15 protein-coding genes are annotated in these 17,769 nt (G+C 64.3%); 8 read left to right on the forward strand and 7 right to left on the reverse strand.

The window, feature by feature from the left end; genetic code table 11:
- Positions 1-2 precede the first annotated feature (2 nt).
- The 3 genes from NCW75_05105 to NCW75_05115 all read right to left on the reverse strand — a co-directional run bounded on the left by NCW75_05105 (position 3) and on the right by NCW75_05115 (position 4,651).
- On the reverse strand, positions 3-389 hold the full coding sequence (locus NCW75_05105) for a GxxExxY protein (GenBank protein ID UYV13662.1): 387 nt from the start codon (positions 387-389) through the stop codon (positions 3-5).
- A 131-nt stretch (positions 390-520) separates the two neighbouring features.
- Positions 521-1,570, reverse strand: a complete 1,050-nt coding sequence (locus tag NCW75_05110) for an AAA family ATPase (GenBank protein UYV13663.1) — start codon at positions 1,568-1,570, stop codon at positions 521-523.
- A 30-nt stretch (positions 1,571-1,600) separates the two neighbouring features.
- Positions 1,601-4,651: a VWA domain-containing protein gene (locus NCW75_05115; protein ID UYV13664.1), complete on the reverse strand. Its 3,051-nt coding sequence runs from the start codon at positions 4,649-4,651 to the stop codon at positions 1,601-1,603.
- 364 nt (positions 4,652-5,015) lie between these two features.
- Here NCW75_05115 and NCW75_05120 point away from each other — a divergent pair, with 364 nt between their 5' ends.
- The 5 genes from NCW75_05120 to NCW75_05140 all read left to right on the forward strand — a co-directional run bounded on the left by NCW75_05120 (position 5,016) and on the right by NCW75_05140 (position 8,800).
- Complete coding sequence (locus tag NCW75_05120) at positions 5,016-5,648, forward strand: hypothetical protein (protein ID UYV13665.1); 633 nt, start codon at positions 5,016-5,018, stop codon at positions 5,646-5,648.
- Positions 5,649-5,820: 172 nt separating this feature from the next.
- A complete protein-coding gene (locus tag NCW75_05125; GenBank protein UYV13666.1) occupies positions 5,821-6,327 on the forward strand; it encodes a chemotaxis protein CheX in 507 nt (168 codons plus the stop codon).
- A 24-nt stretch (positions 6,328-6,351) separates the two neighbouring features.
- Positions 6,352-6,723: a response regulator gene (locus tag NCW75_05130; GenBank protein ID UYV13667.1), complete on the forward strand. Its 372-nt coding sequence runs from the start codon at positions 6,352-6,354 to the stop codon at positions 6,721-6,723.
- Between the two features lie 30 nt (positions 6,724-6,753).
- On the forward strand, positions 6,754-8,274 hold the full coding sequence (locus NCW75_05135; protein UYV13668.1) for a FapA family protein: 1,521 nt from the start codon (positions 6,754-6,756) through the stop codon (positions 8,272-8,274).
- 148 nt (positions 8,275-8,422) lie between these two features.
- Positions 8,423-8,800, forward strand: coding sequence for a PilZ domain-containing protein (locus NCW75_05140; GenBank protein UYV13669.1), 378 nt, complete (start codon positions 8,423-8,425; stop codon positions 8,798-8,800).
- On the opposite strand, the gene NCW75_05145 is transcribed toward NCW75_05140, so the two are convergent.
- A complete protein-coding gene (locus NCW75_05145) occupies positions 8,775-9,878 on the reverse strand; it encodes an aminotransferase class I/II-fold pyridoxal phosphate-dependent enzyme (GenBank protein UYV13670.1) in 1,104 nt (367 codons plus the stop codon). The genes NCW75_05140 and NCW75_05145 overlap by 26 nt on opposite strands.
- A 27-nt stretch (positions 9,879-9,905) precedes the next feature.
- Positions 9,906-11,333 carry a hypothetical protein gene (locus NCW75_05150; GenBank protein UYV13671.1) on the reverse strand — a complete coding sequence of 476 codons (1,428 nt, stop codon included), beginning with the start codon at positions 11,331-11,333 and terminating at the stop codon, positions 9,906-9,908.
- Positions 11,334-11,517: 184 nt separating this feature from the next.
- Between NCW75_05150 and lepA the strand changes: the two genes are divergently transcribed.
- Genes lepA through NCW75_05165 form a run of 3 tightly spaced genes read left to right on the forward strand, consistent with a single transcriptional unit; the run spans position 11,518 to position 14,588 of the window.
- Entirely contained in the window at positions 11,518-13,338 is a 1,821-nt protein-coding gene (lepA, locus tag NCW75_05155; protein ID UYV13672.1) for a translation elongation factor 4, read from the forward strand.
- A 4-nt stretch (positions 13,339-13,342) separates the two neighbouring features.
- Entirely contained in the window at positions 13,343-14,131 is a 789-nt protein-coding gene (locus NCW75_05160) for a hypothetical protein (protein ID UYV13673.1), read from the forward strand.
- Between the two features lie 58 nt (positions 14,132-14,189).
- Entirely contained in the window at positions 14,190-14,588 is a 399-nt protein-coding gene (locus NCW75_05165) for a VOC family protein (protein UYV13674.1), read from the forward strand.
- A gap of 82 nt (positions 14,589-14,670) precedes the next feature.
- On the opposite strand, the gene NCW75_05170 is transcribed toward NCW75_05165, so the two are convergent.
- Together NCW75_05170 and NCW75_05175 are read right to left on the reverse strand one after the other, a co-directional pair.
- Positions 14,671-17,043 carry a hypothetical protein gene (locus NCW75_05170; protein ID UYV13675.1) on the reverse strand — a complete coding sequence of 791 codons (2,373 nt, stop codon included), beginning with the start codon at positions 17,041-17,043 and terminating at the stop codon, positions 14,671-14,673.
- On the reverse strand, positions 17,040-17,432 hold the full coding sequence (locus NCW75_05175; protein ID UYV13676.1) for a BlaI/MecI/CopY family transcriptional regulator: 393 nt from the start codon (positions 17,430-17,432) through the stop codon (positions 17,040-17,042). Before NCW75_05175 ends, NCW75_05170 begins: the two co-directional genes overlap by 4 nt.
- Positions 17,433-17,769: the final 337 nt, after the last annotated feature.

Raw genomic sequence — 17,769 nt, forward strand, 5'->3', positions numbered from 1 at the left:
TTCTAACTCGGAAGTTTTGAACGCAGAGGTCGCAGAGGGCTCGGAGGAGTGGGGAGGGCGCGCTCGTTGATGACCCGGTTCAAGCCGTCACGGAGGTGTTGGGTGTTGAAGTTGATGAGGAGGCCTAAGGGTAGCTTGGACATTCGCAGGTAGGACAGGAGTTGGGCTTTGTGAACCTCATGGACTCGCTCTACTGATTTGAGTTCGACGATGATCTGGCGATCGACGACAACATCAAGCCTCTGACTGCGGAGCGGAACTCCCTTGTAATCGACGACGGTCTCCACCTGGCGCTCGAATGGAATTCCGATAGACGCTAATTCGACGCACAACGCATCTTCGTACAACGACTCCAGCAAACCCGGTCCCAGATGGGTATGCACTTCCATCGCGGCTCCGATGGTTCGGCGAGCAAGGTCATTGATCTCTGGCGGGCACTCTCGATGTCGTGCTGGCTCAGTCATGAAAGCGGTACCCCCTCTCTGAGACCTCAGCGACCTCTGCGTTCAATATCTTCCGCTTAAGCCACCCTCGTCGCCACCGGCTCGGTCGGCGTCAGCTCGATGATCTTCTTGACCACGTCGTCGGGATCCACGCGATCCGCCTCGGCTTCGAAGTTCAGCAGCACGCGGTGGCGGAGCGCGAGGATGGCCGTCTCGCGGATGTCGGCGTAGCTGACGTGGTAGCGGCCGTCGATGAGGGCCCGGACCTTGCCGCCCAGCAGCAGGGCCTGGGCCGCGCGGGGGCTGGCGCCGCAGCGGATGTACTTGGCGACCGGGCCGGTTTCTCCGCCGGCGGCGAACTTGCCGCCGGGGTGGGTCGCCAGCACGAGGCGGGCGGCGTATTCCTTCACGTGCGGGGCGATGATCGCACCGCGAACCAACTGTTGGATCTCGATGATGCTCGGCCCGTCCATGACCGGCTGCACGTCGGGGGCCTGCTGGCCGGTGGTGCGGTCGAGGATGGTCATGAGGTCGGTGAGTTGGCTGTAGCCCACGGTGACCTTGAACATGAAGCGGTCGAGCTGGGCCTCGGGCAGGGGGTAGGTGCCTTCTTGCTCGATGGGGTTCTGCGTGGCCAGCACGATGAAGGGCTTCTCGAGCGCGTGGGTCACGCCGCCGACGGTGACGCTGCGTTCCTGCATGGCTTCGAGCAGGGCGCTCTGGGTCTTCGGCGTGGCCCGGTTGATCTCGTCAGCCAGGACGATCTGGGCGAAGATCGGGCCCTTCTGGAACACGAAGCTGCGGCGGCCCGAGTCCTGGTCCTCGCTCACCAGCGTGGTGCCGATGACGTCGGCGGGCATGAGGTCGGGCGTGAACTGGACGCGGCTGAAGTGCAGGTGCAGGGCTTCGCTCAAGGAACGCACCAGCAGCGTCTTGCCGAGCCCCGGCACGCCCTCGAGCAGCACGTTGCCGCCGGCGAAGAGCGAGATGAGCACGGCGTCGACGACGTCGGTGTGGCCAACGACGGCCTTTCCAACCTCGGCGCGGAGCTGTTGGAACTGCTCGCCGAAGCGCTTGCAGGCTTCCTTCACGGCCTCTGGTGTCTGCATGTCCTGCTCTGCTGCCATGGTGATTCACTCCTGCGGGGTCTGAACCGCTTATCGATCCTCGAACTCGTCGCGCGTGCGCTTCTTGGCCTTGAGCAGGCGCGACATGCCCTGCTCTTCCTCGTCGGGTGTGCCTTGGTCTTGGGTCCTGCTGGTGGGTGGGGGTGGGGCCTTGCCATCGCCCTCGACGACGCTGCCGTTCTTGCCCTTGAGGTCGTCGTCGGAGATCTCGAAGCGGGCCTTGGCGGTCGATTGCTGCTCGCTGGCACGCATGGCGGCGCGGACCTTCTCGCTTGGCCCATCGTCGGGGCGCTTGAGGCGGTCCTGGGCCTTGGCTCGCGCGGCGCGCAGGGCGTCGATCTGCTGGGTCTTGGTTTCCTGTTTCGCGTTGAGGCTCTTCTGCAAGAACCGCGCGATGCCCCGGACATCCACACGGACCCGGCGGATACCCACGTCGACCAGGAAGAGCCCGATTCCGATCATCGCGACGACGAGCCAGATGCTACTCAGGGCCACCGGCATCTCGACGCCCTCGCGGCGCCAGGGGTTGGTGGACTCGTCGATGGTGTCGGACGCCAGCACCGACCCGCCGGTGAGTTCGGCGACGCGGCGGAGCAAGGCCTCGTTGGTCTGGGTCGCTCGGAACTCGTCGGCGAAGGGGCGATCGATGGCCGCGCGGGCCGTGCCACGCAAACGCTGTCCGCCCTCGCCCGGCGCGTCGTAGTTCATGCTGAGCAGGTACGAGCCCGACTGTTCGGTTTCGTATGTGCCTTCGTAGATGCCCGGGCCGGTCTGCTGGAGAGCGACGTCGATGCCGGTGCCGTCGGGGGCTGCGAGGCGGCCGTTGAAGGTCGCGAAGTTCATGCGCTGGCCGCTGGCGTCGGTGGCCTCAACGACCACGCGGGTGCGGTCGCCCTCGCGCGTGGTGACGACGCGGATGTTCGCGTCGCCGCTGGCGCGCATGGTCCAGCGGACGTGCTGCTCCCAGAACTGCTTGTAGTCGCCCCACGCGAGCCACATGGGGTTCCAGCGGCTGAGGGCGTCGCTGGTATAGGTAATCACGCGGCCCAGCCCGTGCTGCCACTGGGCCATGACCGGGTCGTTCTCTTGGCCGCGCATCGTGACGACCGACATGCCCTCGCGATCGCCGGCGACGACGTAGCCGCTGATCGGGGGCACGCCGCGGATGCCGCGGGATGCTTCGGTCAGCCCGGGCGTGAAGGCGGGCACGAAGGGCGTGCCCTCCCACACCAGCGGTCGGCTGATGGTCTGGGCCTCGCGGATGAAGATCTCGGGGAGTTGGGCCTTGCTGTTGGCGATGGTGACCGGGTAGTACCGGCCCTTCGTTGCGTTGGCGATCTCCTGCATCAGGGCGTCGTTCGAGAAATCCCCGATGGTGACTGTCGAGATCGAGATATTGGTCCGCAGAGCGCGGCGGATGATGGTCTGGAACTCGCGGCCGCTGCCCATGGTCTGGCCGTCGCTGAGCACGATGATGTGCTTGACGGCCGCCGGCGCGTCCTCGAGTTGTTCGAGCGCCATGACCAGGCCCGGGGCCATGTTCGTGCCGCCGCCGATCTGCATCTTGCGTATGGCGCTGGCGAACGCGCCGCGATCGGTCACCTCGGCCAGCGGCATCACGAGCCCGGCGTTGCTGTCGAAGCGGATGACCGAAGCCAGGTCGCGCGCCGACAGCGTGTTGATGCCCGCGAGCGCGCCCTCCTTGGCGATGTCGAGCTGGCTCTGGCCCAACCCGCCGACGCTGCCACCCATCGAGCCCGAGGTATCGATCACGATCGCGATCGCGCCGCGCGGGAGCTGGCGTTTCTGGGGCGGGTCCAGGCGGATGGGCAGCGCATCCTCGAGCGGGCTGTTGATCCAGCCGCCCGCGCCAAACGAGTTCGGCCCGCCGAGCATCACGAGTCCCCCGCCGGCGTCGTGGACGTACTGGCGGAGCTGGTCCATCGCCATGCGGCTGAAGTTGGCCGCGGGTTGGTTCATGAGCACGATGGCGTCGTAGGAGCCCAGCTCGACGAGGTTGTCGGGCATCGTCGCCGCGGGGCGCGCCTCGGCCATCACGCCCGCTTGCAACAGCGCCTGGATGAACGGCTGGGCCGTGGGCGGGTCTTCCACCAGCACGAGCACGCGGCCTTCGCCGGCGACGAACGTGGTCGCCAGCGCGCGGTTGTTCTCGAGGATGGTGTCGTTGGCGACCGCCGAGTCGGGCTCGAAAACAGCCTCGAAGCGGAGGACCTCGGTGCTCGGGATGCGAATGGGCACCACGAACGTGTTGAGCCCGGGATCGAGCGAGATCGCCACGCCCGGGCCCGGCCCCTCGGGGTCGATGTTGATGGCCGACCCGTTCGCGGTGATCGTGAGCGTGCCTTGTGCGGCGTCGTTGGATCGCAGCGCGACGCGCAGATTGGCGTTCTCACCCATGCGGGCCGTCGCGGGCGCGAGCAACTGCTCGACGATCACCTCGTTCTGGTAACTGTACCGCAGCGGAAGCACGTCGATGGGCACGCCCTGGGCGCGGGCCGAGCGGGCCTCGGCGAGCAGGTCGCCGGTCGTCTCGTTGCCGTCGCTCATCAGCACGACGCGGTACGCGGCATCGGTGGGGCGAACGGCGAGCGCAAGACGCAAGGCCTCGGCCAGGTTGGTCTGATCGGTCCGGCCGGTGAACGCGCGGTCGGCCTCGGGCAGCATCGTGCGCGGCAGGTTCTCGATGATCGCCTCGCCCGCGACGGCGACGGTGCCAATCAGGTCGGCCGGTTCCTTGCCTTGCTCGGCCGACTCACGCACGAAGCTGCGGGCACGTTCCTGCACCGTCGTGGGAACCGACCGGCTGAGGTCGACCACGACCGTGACGGCCATGTCCTCGGCGGTATCACGGGTCGAAGGCCGAGCGAGAGCGCCCACCAGCGTGGCAAGAACAAGCAGCCGTACCACAAGTGCAACCCGACGGCTGGTGGTTGCCATGCCCGATAGGCTCTTGCGGCCGATGAGGATTGCCAGCGGGACGAGGATGGCCAGCAGCCAGAACCACTGGGGCTGAGCGAACTCGATCGGTCCCACCCGAAGGACGGCCAGGAGGTTCAGCACCGTCGGCCTCCCGGCACCATGGCGCCTGTCGATGTTCGGATGGCGCTCGGTAACCGATGGAGCATTGGTGTCTGTGGCCTTGGTTCTTGGAGCAGGCAACCAGAAATGAGTATTTCACCGGATCCTACCGGGAAGGGCCTGTCCAGGTTCTAGGGATGCTCCCGAATCAGGTTTCGGATCGCTGGTAATTTCAGCAAATATCCAAACAAAATCCTATTTTTCTTGGATCTGACAGACCATGAGCCTGAAACGATCAGCCATGAAGAGGCATATGCGAAGGCGTGGGGGCAGCTGTGTTGCGCTGCCTTCCCTGTTCGTAATCGTTGGGGTGATCCCCACTTGAAGAGACAGAGGGGTATTTGGTATGAAGAAGATGATTCTTGCTTCGATGCTCGCGGTTCCTGCCGCATCCCTGGCCCAGGGCCTCACGCTCGAGTACACCGTCGAGGATCTCGGCGGTACGTTCGAGTACGAGTTCTTCCTGAACACCGACGGCGGCTGGGCGTCCGGCATGGGCTGGCGTTGGTTCATCTGGGGCGATTGCGTTGGCCCATGCACCTCGCCGTTGACGGACTGGGTCGGCGATCCCGGGTCGCTCCCTGTCGGTCCCTGGACTGGGTACAGCTCCTCGAGTGGTGGCCACAATGGTCCGACGTTCTCCGGTGTGCTGGATTACTGGATCCCGGCCGATGGCTCAGAGGAGTTGACCTGGAAGGGTACCTCTTCGGCCGATCTGGCTCAGGGTGAATTGCTCTTCAGCACCATCGCTGGTACCGTGGGTGGCGCTCAGGCTGCCGATTACCAGGTCGCCGATCGTCTTGAGGACGACTGCTACGCCGATCTGGATGGTGATGGCGAGTTGACCCTGTTCGACTTCCTGGCCTTCCAGAACGCCTTCGACGCCGGCGATAGCATCGCCGACTGCGATGGCGACGGCGACCTGACCCTGTTCGACTTCCTGTGCTTCCAGAACGCATTCGACTTGGGCTGCGAGTAAGCACCGTTTCCGACCCGGGCTCGGTGGTTCGGGTCACGTCCAATAAAGTTCGTCATTGCTGACCTAGCCGTCCCTGTTGTACGGGGCGGTTTTTTACTGGTCCTCGCTCAAGGGCGGTCCGGGAATGGTCGAAGTCTGGGGAGGCTCGAATCGTCCCATTCCTGGAGGCAAAATGGACATCACGCGGGTCACGCCGTTCATTCAGAGTGTGCATCACGTGTTCGAGACGATGCTGCAACTCCCAGTCGAGGTTGGTGAGCCGCAGTGGATGGGACCCGACGCGACGCCCTCGGACGTTTCGGTCGTGGCCGGAATGTCTGGGGATTGCGAGGGCTCGGTCGCCCTGGGTCTTGATCGCGAGACCGCCGAGCGGGTCATCGCCCTGTTCACGGGCACGGAAGCGGCTTGCCACTCGCCCGTGTTCGCCGACGCAGTAAGCGAGTTGTTTTGCATGATCTGCGGCGGAGCCAAGGCGTGGCTGCCGGGTCGCGCATTATCGATTTCGATCCCGACCGTGGAATTTGGAACGACTCCCATGGCGGCTCCGGCGCGGAACGGCGCCCCGGTGATCGTGCTTCCATGTGCCACGGACTACGGCCAGTTCCTTATCTCGCTGTCGCTCGAAGAACCGGCCGAAGCCGCCGATCGAGGGGGCAGGGCCGTTTGTGCGGGGGCGTGATAGCCCAGTGCTGGGAGGCACACGATGAAGATCATGCTCGTTGACGATTCGAAGACCATGCGCAACATCCAGAAGTCCGTGCTGACCCAACTGGGGTACTCGGACATCGAAGAAGCTAGTGATGGCGAGGAAGCCTTGGGCCTTCTGGAAACCTCGGCTCCAGATCTGTTGCTCGTGGATTGTGACATGCCCCACATGGATGGCTTGGGCTTCGTGAAGGCGTTCCGCCGGAGCGATTCGACGACGCCGATCATCATGGTGACGACCGAGGCCGAGAAGGCCCACGTGGCCGAGGCCATCAAGGCCGGCGTGGACAACTACGTGGTCAAGCCGTTCACACCCGACCTGCTCAGCCAGCGCATCCAAGAAACGCTCGCCAAGTGTGAAGCCGCCTGAGGCCACGCCCTCTCGGCATGAGGACTCTCTGTGAGCACCGATGCGCTTGACAAAGCCTGCCGTATCTCGATCTCCGCCGATGGGTTGCGGGCCACGCTCCAGATCGATCCGGGCTTTGATCCCCAGGCCGTCACGGCCGAGTCGGTCGAGGCGATCCTGGCCGCCCGTGGCATCGAGCCCTCGGCCGTCATTGCTGAGGCTGCGGCCGAGCTCTCGAACCAACTCACGGCGGACGCGGAAGCCACGGCCGAGGCGGTCGTTGCCGAGGGCAAGGCATCCGTCGAGGGTGTGGATGGCCGCTTCGAGCTGAGCGCGGAATTGGCCCCCCCCGAGCCGAAACCGCCCGCCGATGGCGAAGAGCCCGCGTTCGATCATTACGGCCGATCGGCCTTCATCATCGTTGAGCAGGGCCAGGTTGTCGGCACGCTGCACCAGCACTCCGAGGCCGAAGACGGGTTGGACGTGCGTGGCGAGGTTATCAAGGCAACGCCCGGCAAGCCCTGCCAGTTGGAGATTGACGACACGGTGGAGTTGAAGGATGATGGCTCGGTGGTGTCCCTGCGTAAGGGCCGGGTCGAGTTGTCGCCCACGAAGCTGAGTGTCGATCCTGTGCTTGAGATCGCCGAATCTGTTGACTTCAGCACGGGCAACGTCAAATTCCCGGGCGACGTGCTGATCGGCAAGGGCGTGCGGGACTGCTTCGAGGTGGAGGTTGGGGGCAACCTGGAGATCGTCGAATTAGTCGAGGCGGCCGAAGTCACGGCCAAGGGCTCGGTGGTGCTGCTTCGTGGCATGGCCGGGCGTGGCAAGGGCGAGCTTTCGGTCGGAGGTGACCTGGAAGCGAAGTACCTCGATGGGGCGCTCGTGACCGTCAAGTACGACCTGCGAGTGCAGCGGGAGATCACGAATTGCACTACACATGTCGGGCGTTGTGTTCGATCGCCGTCTTGCACCGTGGTCGGTGGTGAGCTCTGGGCCCGGTTCGGCGGCGAGGTCCGCACGCTGGGTGGCGAGGCTGAGACGGAGACGCTCATCCGGCTCGGGGTTGACGCCGAGATGGACGCTTGTGCCCGGATGCTCGAGGATCTGCTGCCGCAGACCGTCGGGCGTATCGAGCGGGCACGGCAAGAACTGGCTGAGATCCAGCAGGGATCGGGCAAGCCAACACCCTCGCAAGCGAGAGAGATCACCCGGCTCGAGTTCGAGATCGTGAGCGAGCAGGCGCGTTTCCCGTCGATCCGCGCGGCCATTGAGCGCGTGCTTGCGGCATACAAGAAGCTCGAGGGGGCCACGCTGGCCGTCGAGAAGGCGATCATGCCGGGTGTAACGATCGCCATCGGCGGCCAGGCGGCGACGGTCCGGGAACCGATCCGAGGCCTTGTGCTGATCTCCAGAGACGAGCAGGGAACGCTCGTGATGCGTCAATCGGGCACCACGACGCCAATGGCGACCAAGGCCAAGCTCCACCCCGCACCGGGGAGTGCCGACTTGGACGAACTCCGCCGTTGGCTTGAGAGCCCCGCGCTCAGCGGGACCGCCAAGGCGGCATAGGGCGAGCACGTCACGATAACTGGTAAGACAGTGAGGGGGTTTCGTTTGGAGATTCCGCCGCCCGCGTCCGATGTAGATCGCGGGCGGGTTGTTCTGGCCCGTCCCGGGTTTTCGTGGTCTGCTATTCCCAGACACGGAGATCCAAATCATGATACGGTGGCCCTACATGATCCCAATTCCTTCTGCACCCGATCCCAACCAGAGGCGTCGCACGGGGCGAATCACGCCCGAGGGTGTCGACTGCGACCTCGGCACTGTAATCGATCTCTCGGCGGGTGGCGTGCGGCTGTCAGGGCGTGGGCCAAGACCCGGTGAAGAGGGCGAGAAGGTCATGCTCCAGCTCGACTGGGGCCTTGGCAAGCTCGAGTTCGAGGGTGTGATCACGCGTCTTGATCGGCGCCGTTTCTTTGGATGGATCGTGGGCATCAAGTTCGAGAACATCACGCCAGAACGACGCAAGGCGTTGTCGAAGGCGTCGATGCTCGCCGCGAGCGGCCAGATCACCGAGTGGCAGCGCGCGAGCTGAAATTCGCGAGATGAGCGGCGCAGGCCTTCCAGGCTTGGGCCGCCTTCTCGGCTTCTTCTGTCGTGATTCCAAGGTGGAAGACGGCGCGCACGCGCCCATCGCCTTCTGATAGCACACCAATACCCTCACGAGCAAGCAAAGCACACAGTTCGTCGGCGAGCGTCTGTTGGGTTTCCAACGGTTCGTCTGGTGCGACGCGCGCGAAGACGATGTTCGTGCGCACGTCCTGGGGGTCGAGGGCCATGCCGGGGCAATCGGTGATGGCGTCGGCCAGCAGCCGTGCGTGGGCGTGGTCGTCGGCCAACCGCTCGATGTGATGATCCAAGGCGTGCAATGCGGCCGCGGCGAGGATGCCGGACTGACGCATGGCACCGCCCAGCAGCTTCCGCCAGCGGCGGGCGAGGGCGATGGTCTTTGCATCGCCGGCCAGGGCCGAGCCGACTGGGGCGCCGAGGCCCTTCGAGAAGCACACGCTCACGCTGTTGGCGTCGCGGACGAGCCGTGAAAGCGGCTGGCCGGTGGCGACGCTTGCGTTCCACATCCGGGCACCATCGACATGGAAGCGCAGGTTCAGCGTTTTGGCTTCTTCGGCGATGGTATCGATCGCGTCAATGTCCCACACATGCCCGCCACCCTTGTTGTGCGTGTTCTCGATGGCCACCATCCGCGTGGGCGGGCAGTGCTGGTCCTCGAAGCGGATGTTTCGGCGGAGGGTCTGGGGCGTGAATTGGCCGCGCTCGCCCGGCACAAGCCGGATGGAGCAGCCCGCGACCGCCGCGTAGCCACCGGTCTCCCAGTGGTAGATATGGGACTGTTCGTGCGTGACGATCTCGTCGCCGGGCTGGGTCTGGGTCTTGATGGCCAGCAGGTTGGCCATGGTGCCGCTGGGGACGAAGATGGCCGCTTCTTTGCCGAGCATCTGCGCGACGCGTGCTTCGAGTTTGCGAACGGTCGGGTCGCCCTCCTGCACGTCATCGCCAACCTCGGCCCGGGCCATGGCCTCGCGCATGGCGTCGGTGGGGCGCGTGACGGTGTCACTGCGGAGGTCGACGGCGAGTTCGGCGGTGGGGGTGCCCATGGGGTCTCCAAATGGTCGTGGACTTGCTCAGGCACTCGTGCGGCTGGGCGGGGCGGTCTCGAAGGGCTCCTCGCGGATGCGGCTTCGGATGGTCGGATCCTTGGCCAGCACGAAGAACGCCGCCGTCCCGCAGCACGCGATGAGCAGGCATAGAGCGTACGTCCATGCTCCTGGGTTGAAGCCGAAGCCCGAGCTGGCGGCGATCGTATAGATGGCCACGCCGATCATGGGTGCCAACGCCCCGCGGACGCCGGTGAGCGTCACGTGGACGCCCATGTACTGCGACTCGCGGCCGGGCGGGGCAAAGTCGAGGTGGCCCAGGTTCCAGGCGAGCACGCCGCCGGCGAAGGCGATGCCTTTGGCGATGGTCGCGAGCACGACGAGCCAGAGCTGGTCGGTCCACACGCCGACGATCATGAGCGAGAGGTTGATCAGGAACGCCCAGCTATGGATGGTGCGAAACCGCACGATGTGCGTGTGGTCGAGCAGCCGGGCCCACAGGGGAATAAACAGCGGCATGAGCCCTAATGGGATCGAGCTGGCGATGACGATGCCCGCGAGGTACTCCAGCTCGAACTGCTCGCGGAGCACCAGCACGAGCGGGGCGCCGGCCATCATGTTGCCCATGCCCAGCATGAACTGGGCAGACATGAATCGCGCGAACGGACGGTCGTTTCGCAGCGTGCGCACGACCGACCATGGGTTGAGCGAGACCGCCCGCTTCGATTCGCCCTTGCTTTCGCCGGCTAGTAGGGCGGCTTCGTGGCGGACGCGGATCTTGGAGTAATGCCACACGCCAATGCCGGCTAGCAGGGCCCCGGCCGGCAGCATGACCCGGAACGCCCGATCGTCGTAGTCCATCGCCTGGCCCAGGCCGAGGCCCAGCAGTGCCAGGCTGAGAACCTGGATGGTCGCGAATTTGCCGGTAATCTGGGCCCGGGTATCACGGCGGTAGTTGTAGCTCCAGACGGTCGAGCGGATGGTGACGAGCCCGGCCCAGAACATGCGGCCAGCCACCACCGCGAGTGTGGTCGTGACCAGGCCCAGCCCCGACCTCGGACTGAAGGCGATGACCAGCACCATCGCCAGCAGCGCGAGCTGGAGCAGGTTCATGAAGCGGATCTTGGGCGAGCCGTGGCTCAGCTTGACCCACACGAAGCTGGTGATGTTGGCCATCGCCGGCGCGGCCGCCAGCACGCCCACGGCCAGGTTCAGCAGGATGGGATCGACGCGGCCCTCGTAGGCCACGCGGACCAGCACGCTGATGATCGCGCCCTCGGTGGCGGCCAACGCGAAGGGCATGAACACCGCCGCCAGGGCCTCGCGCCGGTAGTTGGCCCTCGCCATGAGAGGTACCGAGTCGGGCAGGAAGCTCCACAGCACCCGCATCGCCACCGAGCGCGAGGCCCGGCGGTCGGGCTGCGCTTCGGGGCTGTTCGGTGGTGGGGGGCTCACCAGATATCGTTGACGCGAAACTGCCTGAGGCAAGCCCGGCACGGGTCGACCCGTGCCGATGGGCGGCCTTTCTCGTGCCGATTACCGGGTTCGAGCGGGCGTGCGAACTACAATGGCAGCTTGGCGGCACTTCCCCGCCTGCCACCCATCCCAAGACCCGCTGCCAGAGAGACCCGACGAGAGCATGGACCCAGAGATCCGCAACTTTTCCATCATCGCCCACATCGACCACGGCAAGAGCACGCTGGCCGACCGGCTGCTCCAGGCGACCAACGCTGTCAGCGCGCGCGAGGCCCGTGCCCAGACCCTCGACAACATGGACCTGGAGCGAGAGCGGGGCATCACCATCAAGGCCTCGGCCGTGACGGTCATGCACGAGCACAACGGCAAGCCCTACATGCTCAACTTCATCGACACGCCGGGCCACGTCGATTTCGGCTACGAGGTCAGCCGGGCGCTCAAGGCGTGCGAGGGGGCCATCTTGGTGGTCGATTCGAGTCAGGGCGTCGAGGCCCAGACCATCGTCAACGCGTACCTGGCCGTCGCCCAGGATCTCGAGATCGTGCCGGTGCTCAACAAGATCGATCTTCCCGGGGCGCGTCCGGACGAGATCGCGATGGAGGTCGAGCAGGCGCTGGGCTTCCCGGCCGAGGACTGCCTGCGCGTGAGCGCCAAGAGCGGCATCGGCATCCCCGAATTGCTCGACGCCATCTGCGACCGGCTGCCCCCGCCCAAGCCGCCCAAGATCAAGCAGACGCGGGCCTTGATCTTCGACGCGGTCTACGACGACTATCGGGGCGTCATCGTGTACATCCGCTTGTTCGACGGCTCGCTCAAGACCGGCGACAAGATCCGCATGATGGGGCTCGGTCGCACCTTCGCCGTCACCGAGCTTGGCAAGTACACGCCCAAGCAGACCAAGACCGGCACGCTCAAGGCGGGCGAGACGGGGTACCTCATCGCCGCCATCAAGACGCTGGGCGACGTGCGCGTGGGCGACACCATCACGCTCGACCTCGACCCCGCGGCCGAGGCGCTCGAGGGCTACGAGCCGCCCGCCCAGATGGTGTTCTGCGACTTCTACCCCGCCACCAGCGAGAAGAAGGGCAACGACTTCGAGAGCCTGCGCGAGGCCATCGAGAAGCTGAGCCTCAACGACGCCAGCTTCACCTTCGCGCCCGTGCACAGCGAGGCCCTGGGCTTCGGCTACCGCTGCGGCTTCCTGGGCCTGCTGCACATGGACATCATCCAGGAGCGCCTCGAGCGCGAGGGCGGTGTCGAGATCGTGCAGACCGCGCCCACGGTGAGCTACCTGGTCGACATCCGTGGCAAGGGCGACGTCCGCGAGACCATCGAGGTCCACAACCCGGCCGACCTGCCCGACCCCTCGGTGATCCTGACCATCCAGGAGCCCATCTGCAAGGTCGAGATCATGACGCCCAAGAAGTTCATCGGCGACATCATGACCCTGTGCCTGGGCCGCCGTGGCGTGTACAAGAACCAGCAGTTCATCAGCGACACGCGCGAGCTGCTGACCTTCGAGGTGCCGCTGGCAGAGATCATCTACGACTTCTACGACAAGCTCAAGAGCATGACCAGCGGCTACGCGACGATGGACTACGAGGTCGACCGCTACCACGAGGACCGGCTGGTCAAGGTCGACATCCTCATCAACGGCGAGCCGGTCGAGGCGCTCGCCCTCATCGCCCACAAGGAACGCTCCGAGGCCCGCGGCCGCCAGCTTTTGGTCAAGCTGCGCAAGCAGATCCCGCGGCACCAGTTCGAGATCCCGCTGCAGGCGGCCATCGGCGGCAAGATCATCGCCCGCGAGACCATCAAGGGCTTCCGCAAGGACGTGACCGCCAAGTGCTACGGCGGCGACGTCAGCCGCAAACGCAAGCTGCTCGAAGCCCAGAAGAAGGGCAAGGAGCGGATGAAGAGCGTGGGGAGTGTGAGCATCCCGCAGAAGGCGTTTATGGCGGTTTTGGATACGAGTGAGGATTAGGATCGTGACGAATCATGCGAACAATGAGGCTAAGCGAACAGATTTGTCAGATGCTGTACTGATTGAGGCGTTTGATTTCTTTTCCGGCGCGGTTCCTCCTGGGCCAGTATTTCAACTTGAAACCGACGACTTGATCACGATCGTCCGTTCCCGGACTAGCGAATCGTTGTGGACTGGCGTGTCGAGACTTGCGATAATCGGCTTAGTAGCCTCGTTTGAGGCGTTTTGCAAAGACCTCTTTGCCGCAACCATCAATATCGATCCCACGTTAGTGCGCGAACTGAAGAGTGCCAAGTTTGATATTTCGGTTGACTTGACTTCTCTTTTGATCTTGGATGTGCCTACTCCACACTGTTTCGGTTTCTTTTTGGGCGAACGATTGAAACTAAATGAACCGAAGAAGGTGAATGCAGCTTTTTTCTCAAGCCTTGGTGTTTCTCCATTGGCCAAGGATGATATGAAGTACCTGGCCCGTCTATTGGAAGAACGACACCTGCTCGTACATCATGGAGGCATGATCACAAGTAGGTACCATGCGTCAAAGTTGAGACGCCGAGAGATTTCTGATCGCTTACATGTAGATTCCCTTGAGATTACCGAGGATGAAATTGGTGCTCACATTCACCAGCTGCGCAAACTGGCTCACAAGATGCTGAAGACTGTGGCATCAGCTATGAGGAAGCGATCTAATTTGTCTGGCTCTACTTATTATCCGGTACAGCTTGAGGGAGTAGCGATGCTTGAATGGTGGGAGCCCGATGACGCCTCAGATAGTCCCGGCGTAGTAGAATAAAGATGCAGATCTCCTACATTAGCTCTTAAAACCTGATACCAATCAACCGGTACCGCTCATGCCCACCCTCCTCGAAACCATCCTCTACACCCCCGACCCCGTCGCCGCCGCCCGCTTCTACGCGGAGGTCCTCGGCCTGCGCCTGCTGGAAGAGCCCAGCGAGCGGATGGCCGTGCTGCGGGTGGACGAGGCGTCGGTGCTGTTGCTGTTCGAGCCTAACTGGTCGGGCCGGCCGGGGCGGGATGTGCCCAGCCACGGGGCGACCGGGCCGGGGCACGTGGCGTTCCTGGTTGATGACCTGGACGCCTGGCCCGCGCGGCTGGCGCAGCACGGCGTCGAGATCGAGAAAGAGGTTACCTGGCCCGAGGGTTTCTTCCGCGCCGGTCGGTCGATCTACTTCCGAGACCCGGCGGGAAACTCGGTCGAAGTGATGGACGCGGATATCTGGCCCGAGTGAGGTTCCAGCCCTTCGGAGCTGCAACGAAACCGTCCCGGGCGAGTGCCCGGGCCGTTCGTGTTCCAGCGTGTCCGGCTCGTGACTACCGGGTCCCACCAACGCGGCGACGGGCAACGTCGATCAGCGTGTCGATGTTCTCATCGGTCAAGCCTTTGTCTTCAAGCCATCCACGCAGGCGGGCGTTGAGTTCGAAGTCCTTGCCTTCTTCCTTCATTTCGTAGGCGATGCGCTCGAGGGCACCAAGAGCCGAAGGGACCTTCTCGCGTGGGATGCCCGCCTCGATCAGGTAAGCGGCCAAACGCTGCTGCTGCTCGACGGAACGACGCTCGGCTTCGGCCCGATCGCGGGCTTCGACCTCGGCCCGCTCGCGTGCCTCGGCCTCTTCTTGGGTTGTGCGGTGGAGCAGCTCTGCGTATAGCTGCTCGGCGCGAGCCAGATCGCCACGCAGGGTGAGCGCCTCGACCTTGGCCAACTCGTTGGCCCTCTTCTGGTCGGCGATCTCGGCTTTGACGCGAGCCAACTTCTCGACGCGCTGCTTGAGTTGGTCGATCATCTTGACGGCCTCGGCCGGGGTCATGGCACCGTGATCGATGGCGTGCGCGATGTGCTCGTGGATCACGGCCAGGTGGTGCTCGTGCTGCTGCTTGGGCTCGGTGGCTTGAACGGCGAGGCCCTGGTAATACCACTGGAGGGCATCGCGAGTCCTGGCAATGGTTGCGTTGGCCCGATCGTCGTGCTTGGCGAGGGTCTCGAGGCCGGCCTTGACTGCTGCCAGTTCGGCGGCCTGCTTCTGGTGCTCGGCCTGAGCACGATGGTGGAGTGCGATCAGGTGCTCATCGGCTTGCTGTTGCGACACTTCGCCCGTCGCGACGAGCGCGGCCAGCCTCTTCTTGGTCTCGTAGTGCTCGAATTGAATCTTGAGATCTCGCTCGAACTCGGCCATCTTCTGCTGGCCTTCTTCGGGGCTGATCTCGCCGGCGTCGATGGCCGCGTGGATCTTGGTGCGGATCTCGGCGGTCTTGGCCATGAACTTCGCGTGGAGGCCCTGATGTTCCCTTGCTTCGGCCATCTTGGCTTGGGCTTGCTCGCGTGAGAGGCGGCCCGCGGCGACGGCGTCGGCGACCTGCTGGCGGAGCATGGCGAGCCGGGCTTCGTCGGCGGTCTGCCCGAGCACCGAAGCGGTGAACAAGGCGTGATGCTTCGCTTCGAGTTCGTGTTGTGCGGCTTGGAGGTGTCGTGCGGCTTCATCGTGCGAGATCTTGCCCGCGTCGATGGCCGCGTCGAGTTCGGCGTTGATCTTGGCCAGGTGCTCATCAAAGGCGTGCTGGGTCTCCGAGCCGTTGAAGATGAGCGCGTCGTAGAGGTCGCGGACCCGCTGGTCTTCGGCGCCGGCGATTTCGGCGTACTGGCGGACGATTTCGAGGGCTCGCTGATCCTGGGCTCCATCATCGGCGCTCAGGGCGTGCGCGATGCCCGTGGCGGCGACGATGGTGCCGGCCGCGATGGCCAGCGTGGCCCGCCATGCCGTGGCGCGTTGGGCCGTGGGGTGGTTGGTTCCGACGATGCGTGCGATGCGTGACATGAGCGGTCCTCCGGTTGCGGCCAGGGCGGCCTGGGGAGATGCACTTCGGATCGTTTCAAGCCGGGCGAGCGCCTCGGCGAAGACTTTGGGATGGGGTGATGAGCGGACGGCCGCGTCGTCGCAGCAGTTCTCGCGTTCGGTGCGGATCTGATTCGACAGCCACCACGTGACCGGGTGGAAGAACAGGGCCGTCTCGATGAAGATCTGGATGGCGTTCAGCACGTGGTCGTGCCGGCGGATGTGGGCGAGCTCGTGGACCAGAACCGCTCGGAGTTGCTCGGGGGTGAGCGAGGCGAAGGCGGACATCGGCACCAGCACCACGGGCGTGAGCCAGCCGACGACCATCGGCACTTCTGCGGTCGCGCTGCGGAGCAGCCGGACCTTGGGACTGATGCGCAACTCGTGCTTGAGCGCTCCGAAGGTCTCGATCCAACTGGTGGAGGGGCTCGAGACCGCATGCCGGGTGAGGCGTCGAGCCATGAGGCACTGGGCGAAGAGGCGCGCCTGCAGCACGGCAACGCCGGCTATCCAGAGCCAGGCGATGCCGTGAATCAGTTGATGGGGAATAGATGAGCCCCCGGACGAGACCGTCGCAAGCAACTCTGGAGTAGGGGTCGCAGGGAGTGGAACCGATGAACCGGCCGTGATGCTCGCCGGCACGAGTGCATACCCCAGCGTAGAAACAAACGCCAACGCGCACGATGCCAACGCGATGCAGGAGATCCAATATCGGGCAGAAGCCCTGGACTTGTCGGCCAGAGCTAGCGCGAACGCCGCAACAACACCAATGGCCGCGCCTTGCCAGAGGAAGTGCAGCACCGCAGAGCCGAGCGCGGTTGCCAGGGCACTCAGTGATAGATCCAGGCCCATCATCGCTGGCCACCTTCGAGCTTATCGAGCATCTCGCGGATCTCGCGGAGTTCTTCGGGTGTCGACTTGCGCATCGAGAGCGCGCGCAGAACGAGACTGCCCGGCGATCCGCTGAACGCACGGTCGACTAGGTCGCCCAGGAGCATTGATTGCGTCTGCTTTTGCGGCCGCGTGGCCTTGAACACCTGCGGGCGGACGGTCGCGTCCTTCTCGAGCAAGCCCTTCTCGGTCATGATTTGCATGAACTTCAGGACGGTGGTGTAGCCCACGTCCTGTCGCTCGCTGATGATGTCGAAGACCTCGCGAACCGTGGCCGGTCCGTGCTCCCATACCACTGCGAGGATGGCCAGCTCGGAATCGGTCGGTTTTCGATCGGGTGATGACTTCGCCACGCGGCCCCCTCACGAGTCTCTTCGTCAATTTTACACGAAGGGATTCGTCAATCAAGCCTGGATCACGAAAGTTCTCGTCATTCCGCCAAACGAGTGTGTTCGGCCTGCCACTTCTCGCAATACGGCTCGCTTTTTGTTCTTCCGGCCATGAATGGAGCGTGATTCAGACAGCCGCAGAAGCTCTTCCTCTGTTCGCGTGGATCGGCAAACTTTAGAATCAACTAGCCCGCGACCATATTGGACGCGGGCCTGGGAAGCTCCCCGATCGGAACCGTTTCAAACTGCACTACGCCGCGATGGCGGCCTCCGGGGCACAGGGAGCGTGTTAACAGCAGTG

Source organism: Phycisphaera sp. (assembly GCA_025916675.1).
Lineage (GTDB): Bacteria > Planctomycetota > Phycisphaerae > Phycisphaerales > UBA1924 > JAHCJI01.